Here is a 14,751-nt window from a genome sequence, read left to right on the forward strand (position 1 = left end):
CCCCGGTGCCGTCATGCCAGCACCTCGGCCACGGATTTAACGGTGACAAATTCACCTGAAATATGGTCGATTGCGCTTTGATGGATCTGTTCGGGATCCACCGCCCCGCCTTCGCGCCAGGCCGTATTGGCCCCTTCTGCAAAGGCCGCGGTCGCGTCATGCACCAGCGTCACGTTGAAGCCGAGATTGGCCGCCATACGGCAGGTGGTGGATACGCAATGCGGTGTGGTGATCCCCGCGACAACCAGATCTGTAGTGCCGAAGGTGCGCAGGCGCTCTTCCAGATTGGTGCCGATAAAGGCGGAATTGGCGGATTTCTGAATGACCGCCTCGCCCTTGGGGGCAATCGCCGGGTGGAGCTCGACGCCGGGTTTTCCGGGGAAAAGCGGGCTGTCGGGATTGGTTGACAGGTGCTGTATCAGAAAAACGGGCCAGCCCTGTGCGCGCCAATGCGCCAGAAGCTGACCCGCTTTTTGTTCTGCATCTGGATTGTTGCGCGCGCCCCAATAGGGATCGTCAAACCCCTGCTGAATATCCACCAGGATCAGCGCACACACCATCCGGTTCAGCCTGCCTTGATCGGATTGCGATAGATCATGCGACGGACCGAGCCGGTTTTCGACCGCATCAGCAGGGTTTCGGTGGTCAGGAAGCCGGGTTCACGCTTGATGCCCGACACGATTGACCCATCGGTCACACCGGTGGCCGCAAAGATCACGTCAGCGGTGACCATCTCGTCGCGGGTGTAGATGCGATCAAGATCGGTGATGCCTGCCTTTGCGGCGCGGCCACGTTCGTCATCATTGCGGAAGGTCAGCTGACCCCACATCTGCCCGCCCATACATTTCAGCGCAGAGGCTGCCAGCACCCCTTCGGGAGCGCCGCCACGACCCATATACATGTCGATACCGGTGATGTCTGCCTCGGCACAATGGATCACGCCGGCCACATCGCCATCGGTGATCAGGCGGATTGCGGCGCCGGTCGAACGGATGCCCTCGATCATCTCTTCGTGGCGCGGACGTTCCAAGACACAGACGGTGATGTCCGAGGTGGCGCAACCTTTGGTTGCGGCGAGAGCCTTCACGCGCTCAGCCGGGCTCATTTCAAGGCTGACAACATCGGTTGGATACCCCGGCCCAATCGCCAGTTTTTCCATGTATACATCCGGCGCGTGCAAAAGCGTGCCGCGCGGGGCCATGGCAATCACGGTCAGCGCGTTGGGCATGTCTTTCGCGGTCAGGGTGGTGCCTTCCAGCGGGTCCAGTGCGATGTCGACGGCGGGGCCTTCGCCGGTGCCGACCTCCTCACCGATGTAAAGCATCGGGGCCTCGTCGCGCTCGCCTTCGCCAATCACAACCGTGCCGGCAATTTCCAGCAGGTTCAGCTGATCCCGCATCGCATTCACGGCGGCCTGGTCGGCCGCCTTTTCGTCACCGCGACCCACCAGCGTGGCGGATGCCATCGCGGCAGCTTCGGAAACACGGGCGAGACCCAGCGACAACATACGGTCAGCGAAAACGACTTTATCAGCCATGAGAGCAATCCTCGAATAATCCAGTTGGCACGGGTTTAGTGATGGGGCGCTATCGGGGCAAGGGGAATGGCCCCTTTTCGCGCCATCAATCCCGGAATAAGCCGCCTGCACCCCGTTTTCCTTGTTTCAAATATCCCGGGGTGAGGGCAAAGCCCGAGGGGCAGCGCCCCTCGCAGGGGGGGCAAAGACAAAAGGCGCCCCGGTCGAAGCGCCTTTTTCTGAGATCATCAGGTGATTCACTCCCGGCCATCACACCTTTTCGATGCGGATCGCAACCGGCTCTCCATCCACCACGCCGGTTTTGGCAAGCCCCGACAGGGCCGTGTCCAGCGCGTCACGGGTGCATTTATGCGTCACGATCAACACGGGCGCGCGCTCTTTTTCATGGCTGATCTGCCGCATCCGGTCGATCGAAACGGCCGCATCGCCGAGCACAGCCGCCACCTTGGCCAAAGCGCCGGGTTTGTCGAGCAGCGTCATCCGGATGTAATACGGGGCAGGCTTGGCGGCCTTGGCGCCATTCACAGGGCGCAGGGTGCGGGCGGGCTGGCCAAATGTGGGCAGGGCAAATCCGCGGGCAATATCCATGACATCGCCCATCACCGCGCTGGCGGTCGGGCCTTCACCGGCACCGGGGCCGCGCAGCACAACCTGCTCAATCGCGTCCCCTTCGATCACCACCATATTGGTGCCACCTTCCAGTTGCCCCAGAGGAGAGGCCTCGGGCACGAGGCAGGGGGACATGCGCTGTTCCAGCCCCCGACCGGTCATCTGCGCAACCCCGAGAAGCTTGATGCGGAAACCCATTTCCGCTGCGTGTTCAATATCTTCCAGTTGAATGCGCTGGATGCCTTCCAGTTCAACCGCATCAAAGTTGATCTGGGTGCCAAAAGCAATCGATGATAGGATCGCCAGTTTGTGACCGGCATCAATGCCGCCCACGTCAAGGTTCGGATCCGCTTCCAGATATCCCAGCTCGGCACATTCCTCAAACAGGGCATTATATCCGCGCCCGGTGGCCTGCATCTGGGTCAGGATATAGTTGCAGGTGCCGTTCATCACCCCCATGACGCGGGTGATGTCATTCCCGGCAAGACCTTCGGTCAGGGCTTTGATCACGGGAATACCCCCTGCGACCGCCGCCTCATAGCGCAGCCGGACACCAGCGTCTTCTGCCGCCAGGGCGAGCTCCTGTCCGTGATGGGCCAAAAGCGCCTTGTTGGCCGTCACAATATCCTTACCCGCTGCAATCGCAGCCTCGACCGAAGCTTTGGCGGGGCCATCATGGCCCCCCATTAGTTCGACAAAAACGTCCACATCGTCCCGTTTTGCGAGATCAACGGCGTCGTCTTCCCAGGCATACCCCGACAGGTCGATACCGCGATCCTTGTCCTTGGACCGGGCGGAAACTGCGGTAATCACCACGGGGCGACCGGCCCGCGCTTTCAAAAGCTGCGCCTGACGACGGATAATTTTCACCACACCAATGCCAACAGTGCCAAGCCCTGCAATGCCTAGACGAAGCGGCGCGCCGGAGGCGGATTTGTCACTCATGTTGTTCTCCATCAGATGCGGTGATGTCTTGCGTCCCGCGAGGTCTAGCGAATGGCGGTCAAGGACGCAATGCGATCGTTGGCGGAATGCGGCCAGACCGGAAAGAATTCCTCAACAGGACGCCAGCAGACGGTATGCGCCCGCGTCAGTGCCGACGCAATGCGCCCATCATGCGGGCCCGTGTGGCCTGATCCACAATTGGCCCCCGCAGCCGGGCCGCACGGGCCCGCAGCGCACTGGCCCGGCTGGCCAGGGGGGCGGCAAAGTCGGTGGCGGTGCGGACATCCGTGCGCTGGGCTAGCAGCAGGTCAAGAGATTGGATGCGCGGATAATCTGCGTGCTGTGCCGCTGGGGACATGGGGATGTCGATCCCTGAGGGAGCAGAGCAGCCGATCAGGGCCGCCACAGTCAGGATCACAGCAGGAAATTGGAAAAAGGAAGGCATCTGACTCGCAAACTGAAGGTGGCGAAAGGGCATAGGGCAGACCATAGCTCTGCCCTGATCGGGGGGCAAGCGGAAGGGTTCAGGCAGGTGTGGGGGAGGTGACAGGTTGGGCTTTTATTTGAACGACTGTTCAGTTATCATGTCCCCATGGCACGTAAAACCGGATCCCACAGTGATATCACAGGCCCCAGGGTGCGAGAGGCAGCGCTTCGCCTCTTTGCGCGCCACGGATATGCCGCCGTCTCCATGCGCCAGATTGCGCGTGAGGTCGGGGTGCAGGCCGGGGCGCTATACCTCTATACCAAGGACAAGCAAAGCCTGTTGTTTGACCTGATGCGCGCCCATATGGACGAATTGCTGGCCGCATGGGAAGAGGTGCCAAAGGGGACCACTCCGCTTGAGCAGTTGGAAGTTTTCTCGCGTTTTCACATCCATTTCCACCTGGAACGTCCCGATGCGGTGTTCATCGCTTATATGGAGCTGCGCAATCTGAGCGAGGAAAACTTCGCCACGCTCGAAGCGTTGCGGCGTCAGTATGAACGCGGGTTGGAGCGTATTCTGGATGCGGGGCGTGAGGCTGGCGTGATCAATGTGCCTGACACGCGGCTTGCCACCATGGCGGTGATCGCGATGCTGACAGGGGTCAATACCTGGTATCGTGAGGGTGGACGCCTGAGCCAGGAAGCCGTGGCCGATATCTATTGGGATATGGTGCGCGGCGCGGTTGGGGCCTGACTACCCGCTGGACTCGGTTCGCAATTCGGCGGATAAAGAACCATGTCTCTGCCACCCGGTTTCCTTGATGAATTGCGCACGCGCCTGACCCTCTCGGATGTGGTCGGTCGCAAGGTCATGTGGGATAAGCGAAAATCGCAGCCCGGCAAGGGCGACATGTGGGCGCCATGCCCGTTCCACCACGAAAAAACCGCGTCTTTTCATGTGGATGACCGAAAAGGCTTTTACTACTGCTTTGGCTGTCACGCCAAGGGGGACGCGATTTCCTTCGTGAAGGACACGGAGAATGTCGGTTTTATGGAAGCGGTGGAAATCCTGGCCGGAGAGGCTGGGTTGCAGATGCCGGCCCGTGATCCGCGCGCGCAGGAAAAGGCCGACCGCCGCACCCAGCTGGCCGAGGTGATGGAGATGGCAGTGGCCCATTTCCGCCTGATGCTGAAGACAGCCGCCGGGGCGGCGGCACGTGATTATCTGGCCGGGCGGGGACTTGATGACGCCGCGCAGGAGCGTTGGGGGATCGGCTTTGCCCCGGATCTCTGGCAGGGGTTGTGGGATCATCTGAAGGGCAAGGGGGTTGCGGATGACCTGATCCTGGGTGCCGGGCTTGCCAAACCCAGCCAGAAGGGGGGCAATCCCTATGACACATTTCGGGGCCGGATCATGTTCCCGATCCGCGACGCGCGCGGGCGCTGCATTGCCTTTGGTGGGCGGGCGATGGACCCGAATGACAATGCGAAATACCTGAATAGCCCGGAAACCGAGCTTTTTGACAAGGGTCGCACCCTTTACAATGTCGGTCCCGCCCGCGCGGCCTCGGGCAAAGGCCAGCCGCTGATCGTGGCCGAAGGCTATATGGATGTGATTGCCCTGTCCGAGGCCGGGTTCGCCTCAACAGTCGCCCCGCTGGGCACTGCGATCACGGAACAGCAGTTGCATCTGATGTGGCGGATCCACCCGGAACCGGTGATTGCGCTGGATGGAGATACGGCCGGGCTGCGTGCTGCGATGCGGGTGATTGATCTGGCCCTGCCGCTTCTGGAGGCGGGCAAGGGGGTGCGCTTTGCCATCATGCCAGAGGGGCAGGACCCTGATGACCTGATCAAGGCGCAGGGGCCGCAGGCCATGCAGGCGGCGCTGAATGTGGCCGTGCCCATGGTTGATCTTCTGTGGCGGCGAGAGACCGAAGGCCGGGTTTTCGACAGCCCGGAACGCAAGGCCGCTCTGGACAAGGATCTGCGCGAGGTGATTTCCCGCATTTCCGATCCTTCAATCCGCGCACATTATGCGCAGGCCATTAAAGATATGCGATGGGATCTGTTTCGGGCCCGTCCGAAATCCAACAAAACCGATTGGAACAACAAAGGCGACTGGAAGGCCCGTCGCGGTTCGGGCAAGGTCCAGAACCCGGTTCTGCCCACGACAAAAAGCTCTTTGCTGGCCGGGGGAAGTGGTGAGGCGGAGCTTTTGTTGAGCGAGGCGGTTGTTCTTGCGGTTTTGGTGCTGCGTCCGGACCTGCTGGAAGGTGTGGAAAGCCGGCTTGAGCGCATTGATATGCGGGATCGGGAACATGCAGAGATCCAGCGCATCCTGCTGAGCCACGCATTGGACGGCGAGCAGATCCTTCGGGATGAAATATGCAACCGTCTTGGCGCGACCTGCCTTGAAAAGCTGTTTGCGCTCAACCATGTAAAAATATCGGCAGGCGTTCGTCAGCCGGAAGATACGGAAATTGCCGAAGCAACGGTCATGTCCGCTCTGCGACGTCTTGAGGCTCTGCCGAGTGTTCAAAGCGAGGTGGGGGATGCTGCGCGGGATCTGGATGGGGTTGCGGATGAGGGGGTGACCTGGCGTCTTGCGCAGGCCGCTGAGGCGCGCAACCGGGCGACGGTCAACCAGACGGAAGACAAGACAACGTTTGAACGGGCGGCAAATGGTTTGCTGATCAGCCGTGAGGAGAAGGATGTATTTGACCGGATGCTCGCCGGGCTGTCCCTGACCAAGGGGAAAGACGGCGGCAGCTAGGGAAAAACGGGAAGCCCTTTGGAGGTTTCCGCGTGAATCGCACGCAAAAACACATTACATGGGTTGGCGAATCAACGATTCGAATGTTTTGATTCGACAACCCGAATCAATCGCCTCCGATTCGCCCCTTGCCGGATGGGACCCGGCAGAGGCCAGCAGATCGGACCGCAGTGCAAGGAGTGCCCATGGCCGCCAAAGACACCGCATCGGACCGCAAGGACGATCAGGACGCCGAACCGATCGGCGATATGAGCCAAGCCGCCGTCAAGAAGATGATCGCGGAAGCTCGTGAAAAAGGTTACATCACCTACGATCAGCTCAACCAGGTTCTGCCGCCTGATCAGGTCAGTTCGGAACAGATTGAAGACGTGATGTCGATGCTGTCCGAGATGGGCATCAACATCATCGAAGATGAAGAGGCGGAAGAAGAAGAGAAAAACGCCGGCGAACTGGTCGTGAAAAACGCGGGCGGCGAGGTGGCTGTGGCCACTGCCGAGACCGAAAAACTCGACCGTACCGACGATCCTGTGCGCATGTATCTGCGTGAAATGGGCTCGGTTGAGCTGTTGTCGCGCGAAGGCGAGATCGCGATTGCCAAGCGGATCGAGGCGGGGCGTAACACGATGATCGCGGGCCTGTGCGAAAGCCCGCTGACCTTTCAGGCGATCACGATCTGGCGCGACGAACTTCTGTCCGAAGACATTCTTCTGCGCGATGTGATCGACCTTGATGCCACCTTTGGTAACCAGTTGGATGATGACGATGAAGAGGAAACCGTGCTGGGGAGCACGGGATCCGAAACGCCGAAATCTGAAAAAAAGGAAAAAGAACAAGAGCTTGACGCGGATGGCAACCCGCTGAGCAGCGATGATGATGACGACGAGGATGAAGCCGCTAATATGTCGCTTGCCGCGATGGAGGCCGCTCTCAAACCTCGCGTTCTGGAAACGCTTGAGCTGATCGCCCGTGATTACGCGGAGCTGAGTGAAATGCAGGACCTGCGCATGAGCGCAACCCTGAACGAAGATGACAGTTTCACCGATAAGGAAGAGAGCGCCTATCAGAAGCTGCGCTCGGAAATTGTTCTGCTGGTGAACGAGTTGCACCTGCACAACAACCGGATCGAGGCGCTGATCGACCAGCTTTACGGCATCAACCGCCGGATCATGTCGATCGATTCGTCCATGGTGAAGCTGGCCGATCAGGCGCGGATCAACCGCCGCGAATTCATTGATGCCTATCGCGGCCGTGAACTCGACCCGACCTGGTTTGACGACATGACCCAGAAATCCGGTCGTGGCTGGCAGATGTTCATCGAGAAATCCGCCGACAAGGTCGAGCAACTGCGCGGTGACATGGCGCAGGTGGGACAGTATGTCGGTGTGGATATTTCGGAATTCCGCCGCATTGTGCAACAGGTTCAGAAGGGTGAAAAAGAGGCCCGTCAGGCCAAGAAGGAAATGGTCGAAGCGAACCTTCGCCTGGTGATCTCGATCGCCAAGAAATACACCAACCGCGGGCTGCAATTCCTTGACCTTATTCAGGAAGGTAACATCGGCCTGATGAAGGCGGTGGACAAGTTCGAATATCGTCGCGGCTATAAATTCTCGACCTATGCAACCTGGTGGATCCGTCAGGCGATCACGCGCTCGATCGCGGATCAGGCGCGTACCATCCGTATCCCGGTGCATATGATCGAGACGATCAACAAGCTGGTGCGCACCGGTCGCCAGATGCTGCACGAAATTGGCCGCGAGCCGACCCCGGAAGAGCTGGCCGAAAAGCTGCAAATGCCGCTGGAGAAAGTGCGCAAGGTGATGAAGATCGCCAAGGAGCCGATCTCTCTTGAGACGCCAATTGGCGATGAGGAAGACAGCCAGCTGGGGGATTTCATCGAGGACAAGAATGCGGTGCTGCCCTTGGACAGCGCCATTCAGGAAAACCTTAAGGAAACCACAACCCGCGTTCTGGCCTCGCTCACCCCGCGCGAAGAACGTGTGCTGCGGATGCGCTTTGGCATCGGCATGAACACCGACCATACGCTCGAAGAGGTGGGTCAACAGTTCAGCGTGACCCGCGAGCGGATCCGCCAGATCGAGGCAAAGGCGCTCAGGAAACTGAAGCACCCCAGCCGCTCGCGCAAGCTGCGCAGCTTCCTGGACCAGTGATCAAAGCGCCCCCGCAAGGGGGCGTTTTTGTTTTTCAAATCAATTTATTTTTGGATACCCAATTGAATACGTCTTCACTTATCTTTGGTTGGTTTTGTTGGGCCAGTTCTGTCAGCTACTTTCTGATGTTCTTGGATAAACGCAGGGCTGAACGAGGGGACTGGCGCATTAGTGAAACCACTTTGCAGATGTGGTTTCTTTTTGGTGGAGCTCTGGGAGGAAAGATCGCTCAGAAACGTTTGCGGCATAAAACCCGAAAGCAGCCCTTTGCGAGGATGCTCAATGTTCGTCTGGGAATAAATCTGCTCATCTTTGCGATCCTTATTACGGAATATGGCCGGCTTTTTGTGATGCTGAATGCCCTTCGTTTCCTGAGTTGGATTTTGCACCCGTAACCCACTCCGCGAACGGGTTTGCTGGTGATCGGGGCGGCATGTTTCTTGGGCGCCGGAACGATACTGGCCGGTGTCAAGATGTCGGGTAAAGGCGTTGAACAGGGAGTTTGGCGCTGTGTTTGGCGGTTCCGATCTTGTGCCAGTGAGGCGCAGGTTTCAGGTCAGATATGTCTCAAAAAACGCCACCGTGCGCGACCAGGCAAGTTCGGCTGCGGCCTCGTCATAGCGGGGGGTGCTGTCGTTGTGGAAACCGTGGTTCACGCCCGGGTAGATATGCGCCGTGAAGGTTTTGCCGTGTTCCGTCAGCGCCGCCTCGTAATCGGGCCAGCCTGCGTTGATGCGCTCGTCCAGTTCGGCGTAATGCAGAAGCAGCGGGGCCTGAATTTTCGGCACGTCCCCTGCCTTGGCCTGCCGGCCATAAAACGGCACCGAGGCCGCCAGTTCCGGATAGGCCACCGCCAGTGCATTGCAGACCCCACCCCCATAACAGAACCCAACGCAACCAACCTTGCCGGTGCTGTCGGGCCGGGTCATGAGATGTTCGGCTGCGGCGAAGAAATCATTCATCAACAGGGTGCCATCCACGCTGCGTTGCAACTCGCGCCCATCAGCGTCATTGCCGGGATAGCCGCCAACCGAGCTTAGCCCATCAGGCGCCAGCGCCATGAAACCCGCCTTGGCCACCCGGCGGGCCACGTCTTCGATATATGGGTTTAGCCCGCGATTTTCATGCACCACCAGAACGGCCGGCAACGGGGCCTCTGTCCCTGCTGGGCGCACCAGATACCCGCGCACCTCGCCATGCCCCTGCGGGGAGGGATAGGTGATATACTCGGCTGAAATATCCGGGTCATTGAACGACACCTGTTCTGCCAGCGCATAATTCGGGCTGAGTTGATCCAGAAGCATGGCCGCCGTCACACTGCCAACGGCGAACTTCGCCGCTCGGTCAAGAAACTCCCGTTTGGTGATGATCCCGTGGGCATAGAAATCATACAGTTCCAGAAGGTCCTGATCGAAGTCCTTGGCGGTCATCCGGGTCATGGGGGTGCTCCTTTTTTTCAGCTGTGACAGAGGGAGTATATCACAGGCTGGGCTGGAACGCGGTGCCAATCTTGTGATGGCAACTGGTTGAGCCTTTCTGTAGTGTCGATCCCAAGACGCCCCCGGCGGATGGCAGTGACGCCCAACCCTATCGCCGTAAATTAAGGATCCCCAATGTCCCTCTTATCCAAACTCTTCGGGGCTCGTTCCGCTGCCAATGATGCCGGGCCAGACCCGCAGATCTATGACGGTTTCACGATTTTTCCTGAACCGATCAAAGAGCCTGGCGGTTTTCGCATTGCGGCCCGGATTGAAAAAGAGATCGGGGGCGAATTGAAATCCCACATGATGATCCGGGCGGATGTGATTGGCTCGAAGGAGGCCGCCACAGCGGAAAGTCTGCGCAAGGCGAAGATTTTCATCGGCCAGATGGGGGACCGGCTGTTCCGGTCAGTCTGATGCGGATGCGGTTCACAGTTTCGACCCATGGTCAGGGGCTTTATGAATTCACCCGCGACGTGGTGCGATTTGTCTCGGAGGAATGTGGCGGGCAGGGTGTGCGGGACGGAGTGCTCACCCTTTTTGTGCGCCATACCTCTTGTTCTCTGCTCATTCAGGAAAATGCCGACCCGGAGGTGCAGACGGATCTGCGCAATTTTTTCCACCGGCTGGTGCCACCGACCACCGATCCGTCCATGTCTTACCTGACCCATACCTATGAGGGGCCCGATGATATGCCTGCGCATATCAAGGCGGCGATGCTGCCGGTCAGTCTGAATATCCCGGTCCTGGATGGCCGTCTGTCGCTTGGGACCTGGCAGGGCATCTACCTGTTCGAACATCGGGATGCCCCGCATCACCGGCAGGTGGTCGGAATGTTGATCCCGGCAGGGTGAGGGGGATGCTTTGTGCGTTTTTCCCACTGGACGGGGGCAATTCTTCATCTAGCGCAGGCAATTACCCCCTACACAAACCCTAGTGTGCCCCATATAGTGACTGTGGATAACTGGGTTGCCACCCACGCTATGAGGCGGTTTTCCCGGCTCTTTGCGGTCACAAACAGGAAAGGGACGCCTCCATGCGCTGCCCGTTTTGCGGTAATATCGACACTCAAGTGAAAGACAGCCGCCCGGCTGAAGATCACGTGGCCATCCGTCGTCGGCGGTTTTGCCCGGCCTGCGGCGGACGCTTCACCACCTATGAACGGGTGCAACTGCGCGATCTCGTGGTGATCAAGTCCAACGGGCGACGCGAAGATTTCGACCGTGAGAAGCTGGAACGCTCCATCCGTATCTCAATGCAGAAACGCCCGGTGGAACCTGAACGGATCGACCAGATGATTTCCGGCATCGTGCGGCGTCTGGAAAGTATGGGAGAGACGGATATCCCCTCCAAGACAATCGGCGAGATCGTTATGGAAAGCCTCGCGCGGATCGACACCGTGGCCTATGTGCGCTTTGCCTCGGTCTATAAAAACTTCCAGGCGGCGGATGATTTTGACAAATTTGTCAGCGAGTTGCGCCCGAACTATCCCGTCGAAGAAGAGTGAACGACCTCAGATATATGAAACTCGCGCTGGCCCTCGGTCGGCGCGGCATGGGGCTGTGTGCCCCAAACCCGGCCGTGGGCTGTGTGCTGGTGCAACCAGATCAAAATGGCGGGCGGATCATTGGCCGTGGCTGGACCCAGAAGGGCGGTCGCCCCCATGCCGAAGTGGTCGCCCTGACCCAGGCCGGAAATGCCAAAGGGGCAACCGCCTATGTCACCCTTGAACCCTGCGCCCATCATGGCAAAACCCCGCCCTGTGCACAGGCCCTGATCGAGGCCGGCGTGGCGCGGGTTGTGGTGGCGCTTGGTGATCCGGATCCACGTGTTGACGGAGGCGGATTTGCCATGCTGCGGGCAGCTGGCATTGAGGTGGAGACCGGGCTTTGTGCTGATGAGGCACGCCGTGACCTTGCCGGGTTCCTGCTCAAAGTGACCAAGACCCGCCCTTGGGTGACGCTCAAGCTGGCAAACAGCTTTGATGGCCGGATTGCAACCGCCTCGGGCGAAAGCCAATGGATCACCGGTCCCGATGCCCGCCGCTATGTGCATGCTCTGCGCGCCCGGCACGATGCCGTCATGGTGGGAGGCGGCACAGCGCGTGATGACGATCCCGGCCTGACCATCCGTGGCCTCGGCGTCGCGCATCAGCCCGCCCGCATTGTTCTGTCGCGCCATCTGAGCCTGCCGGAGGACAGTCAGTTGTCGCGCACCGCGAAGGAGGTCCCCGTGATCCTGTGTCACGGTGCAAAAGCCCCGCCCGAGCGCATCAAGTTCTGGCAAGATTGCGGGGCAACCTGTCTCGCTGTCGAAGAGGCTGAGGGTGCTCTGGATCCGCGTTCGGTGCTCCATGCGCTGGCCGGGCAGGGGCTCACGCGGGTGTTTTGTGAAGGTGGGGGCGCGCTGGCAGCATCGCTCATGCGCGCGGATCTGGTGGATGAGCTCATTGGAATGACCGCAGGCGTCGCCCTGGGTGCCGAAGGCCGCCCCGCGCTGGCGGGAATGGGCATCACGCGCCTGGCTGATGCCCCAAGGTTCACACTCATTGAAACCCGCGCCCTTGGCGGGGATGTGCTCCACCGCTGGTCGCGCGCCCGCGCAAAAGCTCCCTGAGAGGTTTCCACCTTCCGCCGCTACGTTTTCCGGTCTCAGGGTGCAGCTGAAACGCCCTCATTTTCTGGTCTCAAATATCCCGGGGTGAGGGCGCAGCCCGAGGGGCAGAGCCCCTGAGCGTCATCGCCACAGATATGCGTAGCTTGCAAACACGCCCTGCAGTTTTGCCAAAAGACGGTTGGCCCGCCCTCTGGCAGGCAAATCCCCGCTGGCAAGACGCTCCACCACCACCTCCACCGGACAGGCCGACCCGGTGATCGGGTCAAAATAGCGCGGGTAATCAATCAGCGCGGCATGGGCCAGACCGAAAAGATCCGGGCGGGCCTGACGGCGGGCGGGCACGTCTCCAAGATCCCGGGTCAGTCCCCAGCCTGCATAAAATGGTGCCCCAAGGCAGGTGACGGGCACACCCCGCAATAACGCTTCGAACCCCAGGGTCGAGGTCATGGTCCAGACCTCATCCACCTGATCCAGAAGCGCCATCGGGCTGGCCTCTTGCGCCACGAAATCCGAAAGCCGCGCCATCTCTGCCTCTGGAATGATCCCGTCGCGCAACCCCGCCTCCACATCCGGGTGGGGCTTGTAGAGGATGACAGCCTGCGGGTTTTCGCGCCGCACATGTTCCAGCAGCGCAAGATTGGTGCAGACCGCACCTGCGCCCAGACGGATCGAGGTATCATCTTCGACCTGACCGGGGACAAGAATGCGCGGCCCGGGCGGCAGGGCGCTCAGATCAGGGGCCGGACGGCTGAGATTATACTTGTCGATCTGCGCGTGACGTAAGGCACCCAGCAGCTGTTCAACCCGGTTGCGTGCGTGTTCCGGCAGGGACGCTCTTGCCGCAATCATCCGCTCCAGCCGGCTTTCACGGGTGGGGTCATAGTAGATACCCAGATCGTCGCGCACGAGAGACAGCGGCGGGACCAGCTCCGCGCCAAGGCCGCAAGAGCGCAGAAAGCCATCTTCAATACGCAAAAGAGGAGAGTCGCCGTTGTGTTCCGGCTCTTCCTTGCCAGCCCAGACCATCAGCGGACGCTGGACCAGCGCGGCCCCTTCCGCCGCGTGTGCCGCACGGTTGTCAAAGATCATCGAGGGGGCCGTGCCCTGCGCTGAAAAGAACCGCGACAGGGGCGCGCGTTTCCACAACCGCATCCCGGAGGCGACATAGCCGCGATGATCCTCTCGCCAGGCCCGCGTGCGGGCTTCCAGATTGTCGATAACGGTTTCGATCTCGCAAAGCTGGTCACGAAACGGATCATACCATGTGGGGTAAAGGATCATTGCCCCGGCAAAGATCTGTGCACGGGTGAGGGGGCGGCTTCGACGGTTCGGTGGCCGCTCATCCTGGGTAAGCCCCCATCCGGCGTAAAAGGGCTGGCCGAACACGCGTGGCTTGTGCCCGGCCAGAATGGCTTCGAACCCCATGCCGGAACTGACAGTGTAAACGGCGGTCGCGCCGGAAAGCAGCTCCCACGGGCTGGCGGGATCGGTGATCAGGCGGACCTGATCGTTTTCATCTTCTGGCCCATAATGTCCTTGCCGGTGGCCGCGTTGCGTTTCCGGGTGGGTCTTGATCAGGATGCGTTCATGGGGGTGGGCCAGACGGGCCTCGACCAGCATGTCGCGAAAGGTGCCTTCAGACGCGCCTGCATGGGCAATTGACGCATCTCCCATCGTCTGGTCGATCACCAGCACATAAGGCGCTTCAGGTGCGGGGATGGCCGGGTCGAATGCGTTGTATTTCGACAGATGGGCACCTTGCAGGCGGGCCATGGCATCGCGGGCACGGTTCAGCAGATGGGTGTCATCCAGCGGGTGTTCAGACAGGATCTGTTCCAGCCGGGACGGGGCTGAGCTGTCAAAATGCACCCCCATATCGTCGAGCAGAAGCCCCATAGGGGGCTCACCTTCGCGTCCGGGCAGGACAGAGCGGAGAAAGGCATCCTCGACCCGCAGAACCGGGCTGTTTTTCCAGTCCGAGATCCGTTCACCCCGGCCAGAGGTGGGGCTTTTGCCCCATGTGCCAACCCAATCCCCTTCACCCGGTAGGCCAACGTCCACCCGCCAACCTGCCAGCGACAGGATCCGGCGGATGCGTGACTGGGTGAGAAAGCCGCCATTGTAAACGCAAAGCCGCCGGGAAGAATTCTCCCCGGCGGCGGTTTTTGATGTCTGTGGTCGGGCCACGGCAGC

Annotated in this window: 14 protein-coding genes; 8 read left to right on the forward strand and 6 right to left on the reverse strand. The window is 60.2% G+C overall.

What is annotated here, in order from left to right:
* Positions 1–11 precede the first annotated feature (11 nt).
* From AKJ29_RS13475 to AKJ29_RS13490, 4 genes are all read right to left on the reverse strand, one after another.
* Positions 12–560: a cysteine hydrolase family protein gene (locus tag AKJ29_RS13475; protein ID WP_055191665.1), complete on the reverse strand. Its 549-nt coding sequence runs from the start codon at positions 558–560 to the stop codon at positions 12–14.
* Between the two features lie 5 nt (positions 561–565).
* Positions 566–1,537 carry a class II fructose-bisphosphatase gene (gene glpX, locus AKJ29_RS13480; protein WP_055191667.1) on the reverse strand — a complete coding sequence of 324 codons (972 nt, stop codon included), beginning with the start codon at positions 1,535–1,537 and terminating at the stop codon, positions 566–568.
* Positions 1,538–1,786: 249 nt separating this feature from the next.
* Positions 1,787–3,091: a homoserine dehydrogenase gene (locus AKJ29_RS13485; RefSeq protein ID WP_055192465.1), complete on the reverse strand. Its 1,305-nt coding sequence runs from the start codon at positions 3,089–3,091 to the stop codon at positions 1,787–1,789.
* Positions 3,092–3,236: 145 nt separating this feature from the next.
* Positions 3,237–3,536, reverse strand: coding sequence for a hypothetical protein (locus tag AKJ29_RS13490; RefSeq protein WP_139231353.1), 300 nt, complete (start codon positions 3,534–3,536; stop codon positions 3,237–3,239).
* Between the two features lie 147 nt (positions 3,537–3,683).
* Here AKJ29_RS13490 and AKJ29_RS13495 point away from each other — a divergent pair, with 147 nt between their 5' ends.
* From AKJ29_RS13495 to AKJ29_RS13510, 4 genes are all read left to right on the forward strand, one after another.
* Entirely contained in the window at positions 3,684–4,271 is a 588-nt protein-coding gene (locus tag AKJ29_RS13495; RefSeq protein ID WP_055191671.1) for a TetR/AcrR family transcriptional regulator, read from the forward strand.
* Positions 4,272–4,313: 42 nt separating this feature from the next.
* The gene (gene dnaG / locus AKJ29_RS13500) at positions 4,314–6,293 is read left to right on the forward strand and encodes a DNA primase (RefSeq protein WP_055191673.1); all 1,980 of its coding nucleotides are present in this window, start codon (positions 4,314–4,316) and stop codon (positions 6,291–6,293) included.
* Between the two features lie 185 nt (positions 6,294–6,478).
* Complete coding sequence (gene rpoD / locus AKJ29_RS13505; RefSeq protein WP_055191675.1) at positions 6,479–8,461, forward strand: RNA polymerase sigma factor RpoD; 1,983 nt, start codon at positions 6,479–6,481, stop codon at positions 8,459–8,461.
* Positions 8,458–8,856 (forward strand): DUF1294 domain-containing protein, encoded by a 399-nt coding sequence (locus AKJ29_RS13510; protein WP_055191677.1) that lies wholly within the window; start codon positions 8,458–8,460, stop codon positions 8,854–8,856. Before rpoD ends, AKJ29_RS13510 begins: the two co-directional genes overlap by 4 nt.
* A gap of 156 nt (positions 8,857–9,012) precedes the next feature.
* On the opposite strand, the gene yghX is transcribed toward AKJ29_RS13510, so the two are convergent.
* On the reverse strand, positions 9,013–9,900 hold the full coding sequence (yghX, locus tag AKJ29_RS13515; protein WP_055191679.1) for a YghX family hydrolase: 888 nt from the start codon (positions 9,898–9,900) through the stop codon (positions 9,013–9,015).
* A gap of 174 nt (positions 9,901–10,074) precedes the next feature.
* Between yghX and AKJ29_RS13520 the strand changes: the two genes are divergently transcribed.
* From AKJ29_RS13520 to ribD, 4 genes are all read left to right on the forward strand, one after another.
* Complete coding sequence (locus AKJ29_RS13520) at positions 10,075–10,359, forward strand: HlyU family transcriptional regulator (RefSeq protein WP_055191681.1); 285 nt, start codon at positions 10,075–10,077, stop codon at positions 10,357–10,359.
* Positions 10,359–10,796 (forward strand): secondary thiamine-phosphate synthase enzyme YjbQ, encoded by a 438-nt coding sequence (locus AKJ29_RS13525; protein WP_055191683.1) that lies wholly within the window; start codon positions 10,359–10,361, stop codon positions 10,794–10,796. The genes AKJ29_RS13520 and AKJ29_RS13525 overlap by 1 nt, the downstream gene beginning before the upstream one ends.
* Positions 10,797–10,978: 182 nt before the next feature.
* Positions 10,979–11,449 (forward strand): transcriptional regulator NrdR, encoded by a 471-nt coding sequence (gene nrdR, locus AKJ29_RS13530; RefSeq protein WP_055191685.1) that lies wholly within the window; start codon positions 10,979–10,981, stop codon positions 11,447–11,449.
* 14 nt (positions 11,450–11,463) lie between these two features.
* Entirely contained in the window at positions 11,464–12,558 is a 1,095-nt protein-coding gene (gene ribD, locus AKJ29_RS13535; protein ID WP_055191686.1) for a bifunctional diaminohydroxyphosphoribosylaminopyrimidine deaminase/5-amino-6-(5-phosphoribosylamino)uracil reductase RibD, read from the forward strand.
* Positions 12,559–12,678: 120 nt separating this feature from the next.
* On the opposite strand, the gene AKJ29_RS13540 is transcribed toward ribD, so the two are convergent.
* Positions 12,679–14,745, reverse strand: coding sequence for a capsular polysaccharide biosynthesis protein (locus AKJ29_RS13540; protein WP_055191688.1), 2,067 nt, complete (start codon positions 14,743–14,745; stop codon positions 12,679–12,681).
* Positions 14,746–14,751: the final 6 nt, after the last annotated feature.

The sequence above is a fragment of the Aliiroseovarius crassostreae genome (genome assembly GCF_001307765.1).
Taxonomy (GTDB): domain Bacteria; phylum Pseudomonadota; class Alphaproteobacteria; order Rhodobacterales; family Rhodobacteraceae; genus Aliiroseovarius; species Aliiroseovarius crassostreae.